General features: G+C 45.6%; 17 protein-coding genes, 1 tRNA gene and 4 pseudogenes. 10 read left to right on the top strand and 12 right to left on the bottom strand.

The features are described from left to right. Positions 1-7: 7 nt before the first annotated feature. The 3 genes from CS022_RS08240 to CS022_RS08230 all read right to left on the bottom strand — a co-directional run bounded on the left by CS022_RS08240 (position 8) and on the right by CS022_RS08230 (position 1692). Positions 8-574: an endonuclease/exonuclease/phosphatase family protein gene (locus tag CS022_RS08240; RefSeq protein WP_129121887.1), complete on the bottom strand. Its 567-nt coding sequence runs from the start codon at positions 572-574 to the stop codon at positions 8-10. After that, entirely contained in the window at positions 574-1101 is a 528-nt protein-coding gene (locus CS022_RS08235) for an endonuclease/exonuclease/phosphatase family protein (protein WP_129121886.1), read from the bottom strand. The genes CS022_RS08240 and CS022_RS08235 overlap by 1 nt, the downstream gene beginning before the upstream one ends. A gap of 108 nt (positions 1102-1209) precedes the next feature. Next, positions 1210-1692, bottom strand: a complete 483-nt coding sequence (locus CS022_RS08230) for a hypothetical protein (RefSeq protein ID WP_129121885.1) — start codon at positions 1690-1692, stop codon at positions 1210-1212. Positions 1693-2133: 441 nt separating this feature from the next. On the opposite strand from CS022_RS08230, the pseudogene CS022_RS08225 reads away from it, so the two are divergent. The 4 genes and pseudogenes from CS022_RS08225 to CS022_RS08210 all read left to right on the top strand — a co-directional run bounded on the left by CS022_RS08225 (position 2134) and on the right by CS022_RS08210 (position 4588). Then, positions 2134-2588 (top strand): annotated as a pseudogene (locus tag CS022_RS08225) (methylglyoxal synthase). Positions 2589-2745: 157 nt separating this feature from the next. Next, on the top strand, positions 2746-3384 hold the full coding sequence (locus CS022_RS08220) for an NADP-dependent oxidoreductase (RefSeq protein WP_129121884.1): 639 nt from the start codon (positions 2746-2748) through the stop codon (positions 3382-3384). Continuing rightward, positions 3381-3725: a zinc-binding dehydrogenase gene (locus tag CS022_RS08215; protein ID WP_129121883.1), complete on the top strand. Its 345-nt coding sequence runs from the start codon at positions 3381-3383 to the stop codon at positions 3723-3725. The genes CS022_RS08220 and CS022_RS08215 overlap by 4 nt, the downstream gene beginning before the upstream one ends. 173 nt (positions 3726-3898) lie before the next feature. Then, entirely contained in the window at positions 3899-4588 is a 690-nt protein-coding gene (locus CS022_RS08210; protein ID WP_129121882.1) for a GntR family transcriptional regulator, read from the top strand. A gap of 33 nt (positions 4589-4621) precedes the next feature. Here the strand turns inward: CS022_RS08210 and CS022_RS08205 are convergent, their stop codons facing one another. After that, positions 4622-5224, bottom strand: a complete 603-nt coding sequence (locus CS022_RS08205) for a TetR/AcrR family transcriptional regulator (RefSeq protein ID WP_161569598.1) — start codon at positions 5222-5224, stop codon at positions 4622-4624. Between the two features lie 266 nt (positions 5225-5490). Between CS022_RS08205 and CS022_RS08200 the strand changes: the two genes are divergently transcribed. The 4 genes and pseudogenes from CS022_RS08200 to CS022_RS08185 all read left to right on the top strand — a co-directional run bounded on the left by CS022_RS08200 (position 5491) and on the right by CS022_RS08185 (position 9041). Beyond that, complete coding sequence (locus CS022_RS08200) at positions 5491-6969, top strand: flavin-containing monooxygenase (RefSeq protein WP_129121880.1); 1479 nt, start codon at positions 5491-5493, stop codon at positions 6967-6969. Positions 6970-7200: 231 nt separating this feature from the next. After that, the gene (locus tag CS022_RS08195) at positions 7201-7497 is read left to right on the top strand and encodes a hypothetical protein (RefSeq protein ID WP_129121879.1); all 297 of its coding nucleotides are present in this window, start codon (positions 7201-7203) and stop codon (positions 7495-7497) included. A 141-nt stretch (positions 7498-7638) separates the two neighbouring features. Next, positions 7639-8163: pseudogene (locus CS022_RS26135) on the top strand (MATE family efflux transporter); the annotation flags it as partial. A 122-nt stretch (positions 8164-8285) separates the two neighbouring features. Beyond that, on the top strand, positions 8286-9041 hold the full coding sequence (locus CS022_RS08185) for an MATE family efflux transporter (RefSeq protein WP_129121877.1): 756 nt from the start codon (positions 8286-8288) through the stop codon (positions 9039-9041). Positions 9042-9139: 98 nt separating this feature from the next. Here CS022_RS08185 and CS022_RS08180 read toward each other — a convergent pair whose 3' ends face one another. From CS022_RS08180 to CS022_RS08170, 3 genes are read right to left on the bottom strand one after another with little or no spacing between them, the layout of a single operon-like run. After that, complete coding sequence (locus tag CS022_RS08180; protein WP_129121876.1) at positions 9140-9628, bottom strand: hypothetical protein; 489 nt, start codon at positions 9626-9628, stop codon at positions 9140-9142. Further along, on the bottom strand, positions 9625-10557 hold the full coding sequence (locus CS022_RS08175; protein WP_129121875.1) for an ATP-binding cassette domain-containing protein: 933 nt from the start codon (positions 10555-10557) through the stop codon (positions 9625-9627). Before CS022_RS08175 ends, CS022_RS08180 begins: the two co-directional genes overlap by 4 nt. After that, positions 10557-11414 (bottom strand): ABC transporter ATP-binding protein, encoded by an 858-nt coding sequence (locus CS022_RS08170; RefSeq protein WP_129121874.1) that lies wholly within the window; start codon positions 11412-11414, stop codon positions 10557-10559. The genes CS022_RS08175 and CS022_RS08170 overlap by 1 nt, the downstream gene beginning before the upstream one ends. A gap of 382 nt (positions 11415-11796) precedes the next feature. On the opposite strand from CS022_RS08170, the pseudogene CS022_RS08165 reads away from it, so the two are divergent. Then, positions 11797-13282, top strand: a pseudogene (locus tag CS022_RS08165) (carboxypeptidase M32). Positions 13283-13354: 72 nt separating this feature from the next. On the opposite strand, the gene CS022_RS08160 reads toward CS022_RS08165, so the two are convergent. The 3 genes from CS022_RS08160 to CS022_RS08155 are packed head-to-tail and all read right to left on the bottom strand — an operon-like array spanning position 13355 to position 15340. Next, positions 13355-13744 carry a GGDEF domain-containing protein gene (locus CS022_RS08160; protein ID WP_235869330.1) on the bottom strand — a complete coding sequence of 130 codons (390 nt, stop codon included), beginning with the start codon at positions 13742-13744 and terminating at the stop codon, positions 13355-13357. After that, positions 13681-14532 carry a cache domain-containing protein gene (locus CS022_RS26130; RefSeq protein WP_235869326.1) on the bottom strand — a complete coding sequence of 284 codons (852 nt, stop codon included), beginning with the start codon at positions 14530-14532 and terminating at the stop codon, positions 13681-13683. Before CS022_RS26130 ends, CS022_RS08160 begins: the two co-directional genes overlap by 64 nt. Further along, positions 14525-15340 (bottom strand): EAL domain-containing protein, encoded by an 816-nt coding sequence (locus CS022_RS08155; protein WP_129121872.1) that lies wholly within the window; start codon positions 15338-15340, stop codon positions 14525-14527. The genes CS022_RS26130 and CS022_RS08155 overlap by 8 nt, the downstream gene beginning before the upstream one ends. Positions 15341-15921: 581 nt before the next feature. Between CS022_RS08155 and CS022_RS08150 the strand changes: the two genes are divergently transcribed. Further along, complete coding sequence (locus tag CS022_RS08150) at positions 15922-16422, top strand: hypothetical protein (protein ID WP_129121871.1); 501 nt, start codon at positions 15922-15924, stop codon at positions 16420-16422. Positions 16423-16543: 121 nt separating this feature from the next. Here CS022_RS08150 and CS022_RS08145 read toward each other — a convergent pair. Together CS022_RS08145 and CS022_RS08140 are read right to left on the bottom strand one after the other, a co-directional pair. Next, positions 16544-17709: pseudogene (locus CS022_RS08145) on the bottom strand (nucleotide sugar dehydrogenase). A 217-nt stretch (positions 17710-17926) separates the two neighbouring features. Next, positions 17927-18017, bottom strand: a tRNA-Ser gene (locus CS022_RS08140). Between the last annotated feature and the right edge of the window lie 40 nt (positions 18018-18057).

Genomic DNA, 18057 nt, shown 5'->3' with positions numbered 1-18057 from the left:
AAAGTCGTCATCTTATGTCACCACTTTTCAGCACCACATCAACCATTACAAGACGATGATCTGATCCAAAACACGACATATTTTCCATATTTGAATCACAACTTTTTATGTGTTCCAGATCATCAACAGTACAAATCACGCTGCTGGCAAAAGGTTCAAGCTCTTTTGACGGTAGTACATAGTCTAGCCGCAAGCCTGACTCATGAGTGGCAAAGCGATTACCTTTTACGATTTTGCCCATTTTTGAGCCATGTTTGCTAAACGGTATCAGGGAACCCGTCGATGTAGAGGGATGAATACGAGGGTGAGTCAGCAGCTTTTGTATTTCATCGCGGTCGCCGTCTCCATAACGATTATCAGCATTCAGGTCGCCGATAATAATAAAAGCGTCTTCTAACGGTTCATTGCTGCCTGCGTCATCGCTCAGATAGTCGGCACCATCAACAATATCCCTCAAAAGCCTGAGTTCGTCGGCATTCCGCCTGAGGTTTCTTTTTTCCTTTCCATCAAACACAGGTGGCGTTGGGTGACAAGCCAGAATATTGATGCGTTGCCCACCGACCAGAACGGGCATCAACGCATGACTTTTTGACGAGAGGCGTTGTTGTTGTTGAATCCATGCGGGGTAGTACCCTCCGGCATCTTGTTCTCTGGCATATCTTTCCAGTGAAATTGCTGCCAGGTTCGAAGCTGGCTTTTTTCTATGGGGAAACGGCTCAGTAAGGCAAAGCCATATTGGCCATGATGAAAGCCAAAACCCTGCGCCATGTCTGGTTTGTTCGAAATATCTGGCTTGCCCTTTCTCTTATAGGGAAGACCAGTATTAACACCAACCTGACAATGGTACTTATAATCACTGCCACCAGCAGGTATGAGAAAGTTTTGAATAAATGCTGTTACATCACCGTTATCAATACCGTCGCCACTCTGGTCAAATTCACAAAGAAGAAGAATGTCTGGATCTACGGCTGCAATAACGCTGGAAATACGCCTGAGTGCGTTGTCACTTCCATCACGTAGCCTGTCACTGACAGACTGCGCCCGGGGAGAAGTCATTGCGACATTGTATTGTGCAATTCTGAGTGTGTTGCGTGTAATCAATTGTCTGTCTGTAAGATGGGGTATTTACAACAAGAATAGCGGAACCCGCACATGACAAACAGTACGCTTGTGACAACAAAACTTAAAAGTCGCAGTTTTTCTCCACGTTTACGAAAGCACAGACGACAATGCCCGTCGTATACATTTCGCATCTGGCTCTGCGCGATGGATAAAGGTTAGGTTAGATATTGCGGACGCAAAGTCTTCTCTGCACACCCCATCAAACCCATTCAACCAGTGGCCAACCTCTTTGAGCGTAAATGACGGTCGCATGTGCGCAGCTCGGTAAAGTCTCCCCAGCCAGAATAAATCCCATTGGCTATCACAAAGAATATGGTCATAACAAAACAGATTCTCATTCAGATGTCGGCATACTTTCTGAACAGGCAAACCTCTGGTCTCGAGCTCAGAACGGCTGATTCCATGCTCATATTCTTCAAGATTTTGGTCCCAAGACACCCACTGCTCAGCAGATGAGTGGGGATCGATGAGTAAGCTGTAACTGGTTCCGTCAGGAAGACTGTAACCGACTTCAATTGGATATGATTCGTCAGAAAGGCCAGAAGATTCGAAATCGAGAGTTACCCACACAACAAATCCCTCCGTGATTCAATGCCCCCTTAAGCCGGGGGTTGCTACCTCTGCTCAACAATGCTGCGTTATCGTTGTCGCCACTTTTACTTACGAGCCACTCCGATAACCCTCGACATCATATTAGTTGTCTCTGCTTATATTTCGTATGTGAAAATAGGCTAACGGATAAACTTCTCATACAGAGTCTTCGTTCTAAGACAGGGTTTCATTTTGACGCCTGCTTTTGTTAGTCATATTTGTTTTTTTGTCACATATTTAGGCAGATAAACGCCTTGATATTCTCATTTTGTCAATGGAAAAAAGGGCACTCACTGTACTAAATTCGCTAAACGCTTCGAAAAGGGCGCACCATCGATATACCGGGTAGCGTAAATAGAAGTGGAACATGATATTGTCAGTGCTGACAAAAAAACCGCAAAAATTCACGGGAAAAGAATAATGAAATCAACGGTTAGAACACTTGGCAGGGACAAACACATTGCATTGGTTGCCCACGATAACTGTAAACAAGACTTGCTTGAATGGGTTAAAAACAATGAAAAACACCTCACGGGGCACCATTTATACGGGACGGGTACCACTGGCAATATGATTGCTAAATCTACATCGTTGGAGTCAGTCCGATGATGAGCGGTCCGCTCGGCGGCGATCAACAACTCGGCGCGATGATTAGTGAAAAGAAAATAGACGCCATGGTGTTCTTTTGGGACCCGTTGACCGCGGTTCCGCACGACCCAGATGTAAAGGCATTACTTCGAATCGCTGCGGTATGGAATATTCCTGTTGCCGTTAACCGTGCAAGCGCTGATTTTATGATTAATTCACCACTGATGTCACAAGCTACTGACATCATTATCCCTGACTACGATGCTTATCTTTCTGAACGTCTATAATTCGAGTCAATATTAGCAGTCCCAGACATACTAAGCTGATGATCGGTCTCTGCTAAAAGAGACTGGTCTTTAAAAAGTAGTTTGAGAACATACTTAGCTTCACAACCAAGTAACGCCAACTTACAACACATTCAGAGTCCACCATCAGGAGCTGAAAATGAAAGCATGGCAAATCACCTCGCCCTCTGGTTTGGAACAACTCCACTTAGTCGACACACCACCTCCGGAAGTCAGTAGCCAAGATGTTCTGATCAACGTCGAGGCCGTTGCACTTAATCCATTTGACTTCAAACTGGCAAACTGGGGATACGCCACCTGGGATTACCCGAAAACACTAGGCACAGATTTCGCGGGCACAGTCACCGAGTGCGGCGATGCCGTCAAGCACTTCACGGTCGGTGACCGTGTTTGTTGTTTTGCCGACCCAAGGAGAGCTGGGGCCTTTGCCGAAAAGATTGCAGTTAACCAACATCATCTGGCACGTATCCCCGATGGCGTCGATTTTGGTTCAGCAGCGGCAATCACCTCATCAGGCCTCACCGCATGGCAAACACTGCACAAAAAGCTTTGCCTCAGCGCGGGCAGCTCTCTGGTTATCAATGGTGCTGCGGGAGGCGTAGGAGGATATCTTATTCAACTCGCTAAAGCGGCTGGTCTAACAGTAATTGGTATTGATGAGAAAAAGCACCTCGACAGAATGTTAAGCCTTGGTGCAGACATCACGCTGGATTACCGGAACGACAATATAGCAATGGCAGTCATGCAAGCGACCGAAGGGGCGATGGCCGATGCTTGATAGATTGTGTTGCATCAAAAAAAGCGGGTGCCTTTTCATCCCTGCTAAAATACAACGGCCAAATGGTTTCAATTTCTGAATCTTTGTCAGAAATACCCGTGATCGCAGCGATGCGAGGACTGACTATCCACGAAATAGCCCTGAGTGGTGTTTATGCTCACGGTTTAAAAGAGCATGTGGAAGAAATGATTGATAACTGCCACAGCCTATTAACTGAGCTTGCCTCAGGAAAAATCCAAGCGAATATAGGTAGCACCCTCTCCTTTGAACAACTCAAAGATGGGCTGCAACAACTTCAACTAGGGCAGTGCTATGGGAAGATTATTGTCAATGTAAACTGAGTCAGCCTTTACAGGTATCGCCTGATACAAAACAGTCTCAATAACGTTGATCACGTCTATGCAGGCGATGACCTCCTGATATACTGAATATCGCCTCTGGCTTGATGTATTTACACCGCTGGTGAGTGAAAAACCGAAGACAGTCGAACTTTATATAAAGATACGGGTACGTTTTGCAGTACATAAAAATCCGAGACGCCATCGCTGAACAAGTCAATTCAGGCACTCTAGAAGCAGGATCAAAACTGCCATCAGAGAGAAAGTTAGCTGATACCTTTCGAACAACTCGAGTCACTCTGAGAGAAGCACTGTCTTTGCTCGAAGCTGACGGTATTATTTATCGGGAGGACAGACGGGGCTGGTTTATCTCACAACGTCCGCTCAAGTATACCCCGGATTCTGACCCCGACCAGTTAACCCTATGTGAGTTGTCTTCGCGAGACGGGAAAATAGCGCTACTCAAACACGCAACGCTGATGGCTGACAAAAGCGCAGCGTTATTACTTGGCCTGCCTCCTTTCAGTGAGGTGATCAAGACTGAGCAGATTTTGAGTCTTGAAGGACGTCCGGTTGCCAGAACCGTCAATATCATCATGCCTGAACGCCTAACGATGATTGAGGACGAACAACTCAACTTACCGCTTAAAACACTTATTGCGTCACAGTGCATCCCTGATGTATCACTTCACAGTTATCGAGTGTGTGTGGCCAGCCTCGATACTGATCATGCAGCCTCTCTACGTTCCTCTGTGGGCAGTATGGCGCTGCTCATAGAGAAAGTTTATGCATCACCTCAACATGGTAAGTTCGCTGCGAGTAAAGAAATGTGGCGTCATGACGTCATCGAGGTCGGTACGCACTGATTTTTCCTGAAACACCCTCAGCGCTCTTCCCTATCAACGTTCGATATTTTGCAGAAGTTGAATAAGCGTTTTCGAGCCATTAGCAAAGTCAATGGGGTAATCCAGATCGTACATGGTGTGGGCTCCCACGGAGAGCAGAAGAAGTAACGAAGCAACCTGCTCTGCGTCAAGGCGTTTACTCAAGTAGCCCTGTTGCTGACTCATCACTACAATATCGCGGAGACGAACAACACTTTGCTGAACAAGTTCAAGATACGCCTCTTTCAGCCGCTCTGAACGGCAACACATGTCCAGCAACTGATAAGGCCTGAAACCGGAGTCTTTTGTGATCGGATAGGTGCCACTCTTCAAATCAGTCACAAACCTCATGATCAAGCGATTAAGATCTTCCTCATTCCTCAGTGGGCCAGAGCCAAACAAGGCATCCAGCCACGCATTTCCTTCTCTTCTCATCAGCTCGAGTTGAAGATCTTCTCGTGTTTTAAAGTGGACGTAAAACGCACCACGCGAATATCCGGCGTGAGCACATAACTCGTCGAGGCTGACATCCAGCCCTCTCATCGGGATGAGTGTCATCGCTGACTTGATCAACGCTTCCTTGCTTGCGGCTTTTGCTGCCTGCCTTTTGTTTTGCATATCCATCCGGACAGTATACCCAACATCCCACAGCAACCGTCAATAATTTGACATACCAGATGGTATGTGAATTAATTATCAGCAAATTAATAATAAACTCGCCGTATATAGTTGCCTCAAAATGGCTTATCTAAACTAAACGGCTAGCGCAGAGCTGCAGTTTTCCTCCGTGCACACTACCTGAAAGTAATTGGCACGCTCGATCAAAAACCATTTAGAAAACAGCATATTTCGATCGCAACGAAATGAGAGGGAGCTTAGGCAAGATGACAGAGACGATTCGTCAAATAGATACCTTAATAATCGGGTCAGGCATATCCGGCATTGGGGCTGCAATAAGACTTCAAAATGCAGGAATGACAGACTTTGTCATTTTGGAAAAGTTCAGTGATATCGGTGGTACCTGGCGAGACAACACCTATCCAGGCTGTGAATGTGATGTTCCCTCCGCCCTATACTCTTACTCTTTTGAACCTAACCCCGCATGGAGCCGAATTTTCGCAGGGCAAAAGGAGATTCTCGGTTACGTTCAAAATACGGTGAAAAAGCACAACGTCCGAGACTTCATCCAATTCAACGTAGAAGTCCAGAAAGGGGAATGGAACGAGGAAGAAACATGCTGGTGGGTTCACACTAGTGAAGGACTCTATAAAGCAAACAAAGTTATCTCATGTGTCGGGTATCTTCATGAGCCGATCATTCCAAACCTTCCCGGTCTCAACAGTTTTAAAGGCGAGGTGTTTCACAGCTCCCGTTGGCAGCACGATGTAGACTTAACCGGTAAACGTGTCGCCGTTGTCGGAACAGGTGCATCCGCGATTCAGTTTGTTCCCAAAATACAGAATAAAGTCAGTGAGTTGCATATATTCCAACGCTCACCACAATGGATTCTGCCTAAAACCAATCTCCGCGTACCTAAGTTCGCGCAAATGCTCCTCGCTGTTAAACCACTTTATAGTGCATTCAGAGGAATGCTCTATTCCGGCATGGAGTTATTCGGGATTGGTTTTCGTCGCCCTGCGATTTTGAAGCAAATTCAGCGCATCGCGAAATTCAACATTAATCGGCATATCAAAGATCCTGAGTTGAGAAAGAAGGTCACACCAAGTTACATCATGGGGTGCAAAAGGGTTTTGTTGTCGAATGAGTATTATCCCGCCATTGCCAAAAGCAATGTTGATGTCATTCATTCAGGCGTGAAAGAAATCCGCGGTAATACTGTCGTCGGCACTAACGGTGAGGAAAGAGAGGTCGATGTAATTATTCTCGGTACTGGCTTCTACGTCAGTGACCTCCCGGTTGCAGATAAAATTACCGGCGCGAGTGGTAAGACACTTGCCGACATCTGGCAAGGTAGTCCAGAAGCTTACAGAGGAACAACCTGCACAGATTTCCCTAACTGTTTTGTCATTCTGGGGCCTAACCTTGCTATAGGACACAATTCGGCATTCATCGTTATCGAAGCCCAGCTCAACTATGTCATGGGCGCACTGGAAGAAATGCGTAATAACGAAATCGATAGGTTGGAAGTCTCTGCCAGCATACAAAAAGCCTATAACGAAAAAGTACAGCACGACCTGCAAAAAACTGTGTGGAATACGGGTGGCTGCACCAGTTATTATCTCGATGCTAATGGAAAGAACAGTATTGGCTTCCCTTGGAGCACCCTCAAAATGAAGCAGCTACTCAATCATTTCGACTCGCAGGCCTATCGGTTAACCAAAAGTAGCCATACCAATAATTAATTACCGTCATGTTCCCACGGCAAAATAATGAGAAAGGTGAAAAAGGCGAGTTCCGCTTCTTTTACCTTTTAAGTCAAATCTCTGACTGTCTAAGTGACCAGACATCCATAACTTAAAAACACGCTAGTCAACGCGCTCTGTATCACAGACGCTCCTGCATTCTATTGTTACCTTGCCGCCACTCTTTCTTACAACTAAAAAGTTATGCGTAGCTATTTAACCGGAAACCCAGTGATCCCAAAGATAGACAAACACCTTGAGGATGCCTTTCTTTCATTGTCATCATGGATCCCAAACGCACCAATGTACCGCGTTGCACTCTTTGGTGACGATCCAAATGTCGCCTATCGAATCGTCGAACTCACCGATATGACAGAGTATCTGGAACTGCAGTCAATGCTTGCTCAACTTGGTTTCATTTCATCTGATGCAGACAGCCGCTTTACCGAGGCAAATCTTGATGCTTGCTTTTACCTCAGTGGCGAAAAGAGCCAATTCATATCCCAAGCATTGCGCTGTGTTGCCTAGTCTTTGAGGTGAGTCGAAAATTACGTATTTGATGATTTCAAAGGCCTCAGTCTGATGTCATATCTAGCATGTCTGTCCAAAAAATTGTGACACGACATCACTCCTCTAGACGCGTTCATACCCTTTTTGAGTAAGCCCAATATGACAGAAGCCCGTTTTAGTCACTTTCTCCGTCAGGTTTTTATACTTGGCATTCCTTTGATCCTGCAACAAATGTTATTTAGCAGCCTTGGTATTATCGACAATATTATGGTTAGCCAATTAGGTACCGCAGAAGTGGCTGCGTCCGGTGTCGGACTTCGGGTATTCATTTATAGCTGTATCATTATCTGGGGCTTTGGTCTCGGCGTCGGCATTCTTGTTGCGCAGTTTTGGGGGGCCAAAGATCATGAGGGCATAAAGCGTTATCTCGCCGTCGGACAGATTATCGCGTTAGCACTGGCTTCGGTGATCTTCTGTATTGCCTTTTTCTTTCCCAACATCTTCGCTGATTTATACGGTGTAAAGGGCGAGACGAAAGCCCTGGCAGAAACGTATGTGCAATATGTGGCCTTTGCCATTTTACTGGGTGCTCCAGTTGTCACCATGGATGCAGGGATCCGCTCTATCGGTAAAACACGGCTTAGTCTCTATCTCGCCATTGCTGAGGTTGGCATGAATATCTTGCTCAACTATATGCTTATTTTTGGTAAGTTCGGCGCACCTGAACTGGGTGTGGCGGGGTCTGCCATCGGGACATCGCTGGCTCGCGCCATACGTTTTATTGCGACTGTAGCTATCGTCTATAAATGGTACCCAGAGCTTGCCTTTGGCTTCAAACACATTGCTCAAGCAGCAGAACCCAAAACGCTCAACAAGTATCTGGCTGTGACCGTACCAACATGGCAGGTACAGTCATTTGGACTGTTGGACTGTTTGTTCTCAATATCATCGTCGGGCGACTTGGCGAACAAGAACTCGCTGCTACGACAGTTATCTCAAGCTTTGAATCGTTTTCTCTCGCGACAGCTGCAGGCATCTCTGGTGCCGTCGCTATTTTGGTCGGGAATGCACTGGGTGCAGGTAATTTTACCCTGAGTAAAACCTACGCCGGATACGCGACATCTGTATCTTTGGTTACGGGCTTCGTCATCGCCGCAGGTATCATGGTAGCCACACCGCTGATCATTCCTCTTTACACTGAGCTCACACCCGATGTGCAGGCGCTTACGCGCTCATGTCTGCCTATTCTTGCTATCAGTATGATTTTCAGAACAATTAATGTGGTGTTGATTGTGGGTATTCTACGAGCAGGTGGTGATAACAAATACTGCATGTATCTGGATTTCTACTGTCAGTGGGTGTGGGCGATTCCAGCCACGCTGATTGCAGCTCTGTGGCTCCAGTGGGCACTGCCTTGGGTGTTCTTGATGATTGCTTCAGAAGAGATCGTTAAGTTAATCCCTACCCTGCTTCGCATTAAATCAGGCAAGTGGATCAATAACCTAACAGAAGATGAACACAGCGAGAAAACAGCGACAGAAGCCGCATCTGCGAGTAGCTGATTTCCCGGAGCCACGCTGGAGACGCCTCAATAAAAACGCCCACATATCAGTGGGCGTTTTTATTGGCATCAAATTGTTTCGAGAGCATTTGTCATCACTCAGGCTGTTGCGGCGCCATGGTTCAGGTTCATGTGGTTTTGCGCTGTCATAAAGCTCACATGTGCCTCAATCAGAGTCGTAGACTCTTGTTTCCAAACAGCCTCAGTTTGGCTTTGACAAAACTCAAGCAACACGACAACTAAATGGTCCATACGCTGCAAGCACCATTTCCTTACTTCAATTTCATGCTCAGTGTCGCTGGCCATTGCCTGCATTTTGCCGTAGGCAAATTGGATATAGCTATAAGCTTCATCCGTTTTACCTAATGCGTTCAAGTGATGGTTGGTTCTGATACAGGCATCGAGCCAGTATCCCAAAGACTCACTTTTCGCCTGACAAATATGCGGAGAGAAAATACGCTCTGGAATATTCACGGCCAATTCGGCCAGTTTTTCCATTTCGTTGATGTTCTGGTTGCAATACCAATTTTTGATATCGGTTAACCAATGATCAATTTCTGTTCCTTCACAACAGCCAGCAATTTTCATGCAGCAGACTCCCAATTTCGGACAAAGTGATTGCCGCTGACCTGATTGATCTCTGGTTGCAACTTACCACTTAATAAGCGGATAGATTCAGCGTCTTGCGAGTACTGAGAACTCTCTTTTACTACCTCACTAAAGGGTAGATCAGGATCAGGGACTGCGGAGATTAATAGCTTAGTGTAAGGATGCTGCGGATTAGTCAGAATGTCGCGTGTGTTTCCCCATTCGACGATTTGTCCACGATACATAACCGCTGTTTCTTCGGCAATGTAGTGAGCTGTCGCCAAATCATGGGTGATATACAAGAATCCGATACCCATTTCTGATTTCATACGCTGCATCAGGTTTAGTACGCCAAGGCGAATTGACACATCGAGCATTGATGTCGGTTCATCAGCGAGGATCATCTCTGCACCTACACCTAAGGCACGGGCAAGGTTGATACGTTGACGCTGACCACCACTTAGCTGGTGCGGGAATTTCTTGAGGCAATCAACGTCAAGTTCCACCAGCTCGAGCAATTCTTTCTGACGCTCTAACAGTGCTACTTTTCCAGACACACGATTATGAATTTCAACGGGTCTCGCCAGATGGTGACCAATCGTGTGTGCAGGGTTAAGTGAACCGAACGGGTCCTGAAAAACCATTTGTACTTTGCTGCGATAATCACGCAGCGCAGCACCAGAACGAATATCGCCGACGCTCTGGCCCTTAAACGTAATGTCGCCAGACGTCACATCATGAACCTTGGTGATGAGCCTTGCGACGGTACTCTTACCACACCCAGATTCACCGACCAGCGCCAGCGTTTTACCGGCATGTAAGTCAAAACTGATCCCGCGGAGAGCTTGAAAAGTCTCTTTCTTGCCAAAGCCGCCGCCCATTTCAAAGGTTTTAGTGACGTTGTCTACGCGAATGATTGGTTCACTCATTATTCTGTACCTTCTAATTCGGGAGCAGCCTGCTTCTCCTCGGGCTCAATGTCATGAATATTCGGGAAAGATGCCCAGAGTTGTTTGGTGTAATCGTGCTGAGGGTGATGACGAATTTGCTTCGAACTGTTCACTTCAACAATGTCGCCGTCTCGCATAATCGCGATACGGTCACTCAGCTGTGTCATCAAGGCAAGGTCATGGGTAATGAAGAGCACAGAGAAGCCAAACTCTTGCTTGAGGGCAAAGATTTGCTGCAAGATTTCTCGTTGTACGACGACATCGAGAGCCGTTGTTGGCTCATCCATCACGATCAGTTTTGGATTGAGGCTAAGCGCGATGGCAATTACCAGACGCTGGCGCATACCGCCACTGAACTGATGCGGGTAGTCTTTCAATCGTTCACGAGGAATATTCACCAAATCCAGCATCTGTAATGCGCGTTCGCGCGACATGTCATCGTTCCAGCCTTTATGATGGCGGATAACATCAAGAAACTGATCTTCAATGGTGAGTACGGGATTCAACGAGTTCATCGCGCTTTGGAATACCATCGCGATCTCACTCCAGCGGATAACATTCAGCTCTTTGTCTGAGAGCGTTCTTAAATTGATATCTTCGAGCCAAATTTCGCCATGTGATATGAATGCAGGTGGTTTGTGCAAGCTGTTAATTGAAAAAGCGATGGTGCTTTTGCCGCACCCTGATTCGCCCGCTAAACCAAAAATCTCACCACGGCCGATATCAAAACTGACATTTTTTACGGCACGGAAGTGGCCATCATCAGTGATGTAATCCACACATAGATCCCTCACTCGCAAGAGTGGGTCATGGTGAAACGCAAATTCCTTAGACATTATCCGTTCCCAGTTATAATAAATGCTATTGCAAATTATTATCATTACCGTTAACAGTAAAGTCGCAGATGAATATTGGTGATTTGCTTCGCAAAATGAAAGTGAGAAAATTAAACGTGAAATTCAGACTAAAACTAGAAAAAACATGCACTCACACGAGAAAGAAGACCAAAACCGTCATAAATATACACAAATCACTCTTTGCATAAATTAAGATACAATTATTGGTCAATTGTTGCCCAATCAGACGTAAAAACTAAGAACCTTACCCAGTCTGGTATAAATTCTCTCTTTTCCGATATGTGTTCATTGTTATATTCGGAGAGAGATAGCCATGAAGGCTAAGACGAAATTTTTGTACAAACGATAATGGATGAGCGGAATGAGTGCTTTCGAAAAGCTGGTTAAACACGCCAAAAAAGTAAACAATTTTGAACACCTGGGTGCTATTTGTGGCTGGGACAATGAAGCAATGATGCCAAGTGGCGGAAGCCAGGCACGCGCTGAAGCCATGGCCGAACTGAATGTGCATGTGCATAGCGCTAAGCACGGCACCAGAGCTTGCTGAGCTGTTTTCTCAAGCCGAAGCTGAAAGCCTGACCACCCAACAAAAATCTGAACTTCGCGAACTCAAGCGCAACTGGCAGGATGCTAACCTGCTGCCCACCGAGCTTGTAGAAGCAAAATCCTTGGCAGGTTCAAAGTGTGAGCACGCATGGCGCACACAGCGTGGAGAGAACGACTGGCAGGGATTCGAAAAGAACTTCAAGGAAGTTGTAAAACTCTCTCGTGAAGAAGCGCAAATTCGTGCTGAAGCATCAGGTCTGTCGCCATATGACGCCATGCTGAATATTTATGAGCCGGGCACAAGCTCAGAGTCACTCGATGCACTGTTTGACGATGTGAAGAGCTGGTTACCGGAGCTGGTCGACAATGTCATTGAGAAGCAAAGCTCAGAAAGCCTCGTCACTCCGGAAGGCACCTTCAGCACACAAAGCCAGAAAGCGCTGGGGTTGGATGTTATGAAGCTGCTTCAATTCAACTTTGACAATGGCCGTTTGGACGAGAGTGTTCACCCTTTCTGTGGCGGCGTACCGACTGACGTTCGTATTACCACTCGATATGACGAAAGTGATTTTGCGCAGTCATTGATGGGCATCGTACATGAAACGGGTCACGCTCGCTATGAACAGGGTTTACCAAAGTCTCTCGCTGGCACACCAGCAGGCGACGCGCGCTCTATGGGTATTCATGAATCTCAATCACTGTTCTTTGAAATGCAGGTTGGCCGCAGTGAGCCGTTCATTGCTCACCTTGCTGATCTGTCGCGCAAGCACTTCAGTGAGCACGACGCCCGCATCTTTGAAAAAGATAACTTCCAGAAATTGTATACCCGTGTGAAGAAAGACTTCATCCGTGTCGATGCGGACGAGCTGACTTACCCTGCTCACGTCATTCTTCGTTACGAAATTGAACGTGATTTGATGAATGGCGACATTGAGTACACAGACATCCCTGAGCTTTGGGACCAAAAAATGCAGTCTTACCTTGGTTTAAGCACCAAAGGAAACTACAAAAATGGTTGCATGCAGGACATTCACTGGACTGATGGCGCCTTCGGTTACTTCCCTTCTTACACACTGGGGGCCATGTACGCTGCCCAATACATGGCTGTGATGAAGCAATCAGTCGATGTGAACAGCGTCATCGAAAGCGGCGATCTTTCGCCGATCTTTAATTGGCTAGAAGCAAATATCTGGAGCAAAGGCAGCCTGCTGAAGACCGATGAGCTGATCACTGCTGCGACAGGTGAAACCCTCAATGCGAAATACTTCAAAGAGCATCTAACAAATCGCTACCTTGGCTAAGAGATAATCAGTTTATTTAAAACGCCACGTAAAACGTGGCGTTTTTTTCAGGACTTGCATAACACTAGAAAGTTACGCGGAAGGGACGAAAGGCTTGTTCATTTTTAACCCTGAGTTATAACGAAACACGCGGTTTCGCCCGGAGTGCTTGGCAGCATATAGCGCCGTATCAGCATTTTTAATAGCATCGTCGATATCGTCATCATAGTGATATTCGCAATAACCAATCGATACGGTGAACTTCGGCACGCCATCAATATCAATCGCCTCAACTTTCCTACATACCCGCTCAAGTACTTTCGAAATATCTGGCACCGTGTCCTCAGGGTTACGCAAAACAATCAAAAACTCCTCACCGCCCCACCGAAATAAGACATCTGATTCACGAACCCCTTCTTTTATGCACTGTGCAAAGGCTTTGATTGCCTTATCGCCCACATCATGGCCGTAGGTGTCATTGATCGCTTTAAAATGGTCAATATCAAGAAAACAAAAGCTTTGGTTCGCCAGTCGACCTTGGCTTTCTGGAAAGCCTCTCGCCGTTTGAAGCCAGATAGCGCATCTAAGCGGGTCAAAATGATTGTTTTGTATACCAACATGCGTACTGAAATACTCAGTGAATAGAGCGTCAGAAACGTGATTAAAAAGCAGGTGATCACTTTAGTAACGTTTATATCGTTCTTTTCACTGTTTTTTTCATAGTTGTAGCTACGCAGCTTCAGAAAATGATTATCGCCATCTAATTTATTAACAGGGATGTCTGAGACACCCACACCAATGAACACCTTGTCAGCATAAATCGGGTAAGAAAAAGTAATGACGTGTGACGCTTCAGGCTCTGGTCCAAAACCTTGATATTCATCTTGATAGACGTCTGACACACAGTACTCGTTTGCGTTTTTGCTCTTAGCGCAGACGTACCATGGGCGTGTTTTTGCATCGAATTTGTTGTCTTTAATGGTTTTCGAATTGACAATGATATCGCCGTTTTCATAGGCAAAGTTCAGATCTTTAAACGTGTCGGATTCATAGACAAAATCAATAAACATATCCTTTTCATGGCTGATAACAGAATATCTGATGAGAAGTTTATTCATTGTCATGTGCTCTTTAACACGCGTCAGATGATGCTCGATATTGCCATGGATCTCACGGCTCTCGATAAATAACAGCACAACAGTAAAGACAGCACTCAGCCACAGTGAGGCGGAGAGACCTCGATACAAAAAGCTATTTTTTAAATTACCCATTGATAGTCACTACCTCAGGCCGGTGAAAGTGAAAGCCTTGGAACAATTCGACACCCATCTGCGTCAGTAGTTTGAAGTCTTCGGGTTCCTCTACCCCCTCGACTACAACATGAACACCATCCGCTTTGAATCCATCGATAATTGAGATGAGCTTTTCTGGGTTATCGCGAAGGGTTGATAAATAAAACTTTCGGCTAATTTTGACAATGTTCGGCCTAAAGGAACCATATCTTGGCATATTGGAGCACTTCTCACCGAAGTCATCGATAGCCAGCCAGATATTTTCAGCCTTCATGACACTCAACCCTTTTGAAAGCTGTTTTGTCTGTTTACAGCAGCATTCTGTCAACTCACCGACGACGTTTTCCAAGGGTATTTCAGCCTCAGAAAGCATCTTTTTAATTGCAGTAATGAGCCCGGGAACTTGATGTAACATGACAAAAAAGTTTGGCGATAGATTAATAAATAGTTTTACATCAGGAGAGAAAAACGGGCTATGCCTGAACGATTTTGCATGGCATTCAATAATCTTAAAAAGAACTTGATTCGCCTTTTCTTGTTGCCTCAAGTGCTTAAAAAACATGTAAGGACTCACAGGTTGGCAACTATGGGTCAAGGTGATGCGTGCAAGGGCCTCAAAACCCATGGGCTTATTCATGACATCGACGATAGCCTGAAATGCACTTCGAACAGAATATTCACCGAAGCACACGGTGAAAGTTTTCTGTGTTTGGTCAAATTCTACGTCGAAAGATGACTGAGAAATTTCTGGCTGAATAACGGAGAAGTTGAGTTTTTCGCAACTCATAATTAAGATGTTTTCATCTATTGGACTGCCTATATCATCACTGTAAATACAGCATTTTGGTATTCACCATAACTCCAGACATCCATGCCTTTATGCGAATAGTCACCTTTCTCCGAGAGGCCTTTGTTCACCCAAAAAACCTATCGCATTTGCGGCGTTGTTTTACAACACTTCCGCAGATGAATGCAATAGGACCCACAAAGAGGGGCTGTTGTTGCCGTCTCCATTATCTGCAGTAAAAGTCTGTAAATCATCTACTTTTCCGAATAACCGTAAAACTAAAAATACACCTTCAATACATTCATCAACGTCGGCAAAGTCTCGCCTGACTATTTCCAACAAAACTCAGCATTGTTTTCCCTTTTCGACACAATGAAAACAGGGACTCAAAAACATTTACCGCTTAACAACTCGTGTTTTGATCAGTACCTGAGAAAGTAATCATTTTTAATTAGCAACGTCTTAAGTTTGGACATGTGTGGAGGAAAACCGTCATGTATGTTTGATCTACTGAGAAGCTGAAAGTCACTCTGACTTCGTTGTAGCCAACTCATTGATTGTTTCATTGCAAGGAAGCGGACATGTTCATCACCAAAAGACACATAAGGCTCTTCACCATCGAGCAAGGATTGTTACCGATTATTGGCAATGCATTTGGTAATGGCGTTGGAGCATGGGTTGCTTTCGGAGCACTGGGTGTTGTTCCAATGTGGGGTTGGATCAGTATCGCCGGTGATATTGCTCTCACCGCGTTTCTTTTGCCTTTTATAACCACACTCATCACCAGCGCAATCATCAAAAAACAAGTCTCATCAGGTTCAGTACCGCCAGTACCGCCGCGCTATCTGAAAAAGATTCAGTGGCTGTGGTGCTCCCCATTTTTGATAGGCTTTCTTCTTGGAGGACTCTCTTTTACGGTCACCGCATTACCACTGATTCTTATCCTCACCACCCTGCAGGTGGATCAAATGGCTGTCGCATCATTCTGTCTCTTTAAAGCAATCTGGACAGGTTTTTTAGCCATGGTTTACTCACCTTTCATCGCGACATGGAGCCTGTGTAGGGCCAGTCAAATCACGTAATCGAATCTGGCTCAACATTGATGCGAAGGTGGTCGAAGTTACCAAAAATCTTCGTCATTACCATAACGGGAGGAGGGAAGCGGCCCATTCATATCGCTTCCAAAGTCAGTATTTAACACTATCAGTCAGCCCCAAACAGATCGCGTGTGTATACTTTATCTTCAATATCGGCCAACTCTGCTGCCATCCTGTTGGTCACCACAACATCTGCACGAGCTTTAAAATCATCAAGGTCAGTAACCACTTCTGAATAGAAAAACTCACGCTCTTTAAGCACAGGTTCAAAAATAATCACTTCAATACCTTTTGCCTTCAAGCGACGCATAATGCCTTGAATGATGATTCGCGGAAATTGTCCGAGCCCTGCTTCATTATCAGCCGGTAAATACCTACCGTTCTTGGGTTACTCTTTAAGATTGAACTGGCAATAAAATCTTTTCTGGTCGTGTTCGCCTCGACAATAGCTCGGATCATATTGTTTGGCACATCAAGATAGTTCGCTAAGAGCTGCCGCGTGTCTTTCGGTAAACAGTAGCCACCATATCCAAAAGATGGGTTGTTATAGTGATCGCCGATCCTTGGGTCGAGACATACCCCTTCAATAATCTGGCGGGAGTTCAATCCATGTGATTCGGCGTAAGAGTCGAGCTCATTGAAGTAAGCAACTCGCATGGCTAAGTAGGTATTGGAAAACAGTTTTACTGCCTCAGCTTCTGTGGAATCAGTAAACAGCACATCGATATCGCTTTTCCATGCCCCCATCTGGAGAAGGTTCGCAAATAATTCAGCGCGTTTACTTTTCTCTCCAATGATAATCCGAGATGGATGGAGGTTGTCGTAAAGAGCTTTCCCTTCGCGAAGGAATTCAGGCGAGAAAATAATGTTGTCACAGTCCATCTGATCTTTTATACGTCGTGTGTATCCCACCGGAATGGTGGATTTGATAATGATGGTCGCTTCAGGGTTAATTGCCAGCACATCGCGAATAACAGCTTCAACTGACGAGGTGTTGAAGTAATTCGTTTCAACGTCGTAGTCTGTAGGGGTAGCAATAACCACATACTCTGCCCCTTCGTAGGCATAATGCTTATCCAGCGTTGCTTCGAATCGGATATCTCCGCGAGAAAGGAAAGCCTCAACCTCAGCATCAGCGATGGGTGATTGCCCTCTGTTGAGCATACTTACCCTTTCTTCAACGATATCCAGAGCAATAACATCATGGTGCTGAGCAAGTAACATCGCGTTTGACAACCCTACATAGCCTGTTCCTGCAACCGCAATTTTCATTATCAAATACCTTTAAATACGCACATGAGTGCTAACTGTCAGGTTACGAGGCTATGTCTTTCAATTTTCAGTTTAATTAAGGATGGGTTGCATTTTTATATCAGTCGAGCTGGCTGGGACTGATCAATATGCTGTTTCTTTACACGAGAAGATGAGAAAGCTTGGCGGAATCCATATAGCAAAAAGCCCCGGCATTTTGCCGAGGCTTTTCGAAATGTGGCGGAGAGATAGGGATTTGAACCCTAGATACGCTATTAACGTATGCCGGTTTTCAAGACCGGTGCTTTCAACCACTCAGCCATCTCTCCGTTGCGGGCGGAATATTACTTACCGCCATTGTTTGTGTAA

It is taken from the genome of Veronia nyctiphanis, from assembly GCF_004116385.1.
Taxonomy (GTDB): domain Bacteria; phylum Pseudomonadota; class Gammaproteobacteria; order Enterobacterales; family Vibrionaceae; genus Veronia; species Veronia nyctiphanis.
The sequence above is the reverse complement of the archived record's forward strand: the minus strand, read 5'-3'. Positions and strand labels throughout refer to the sequence as shown.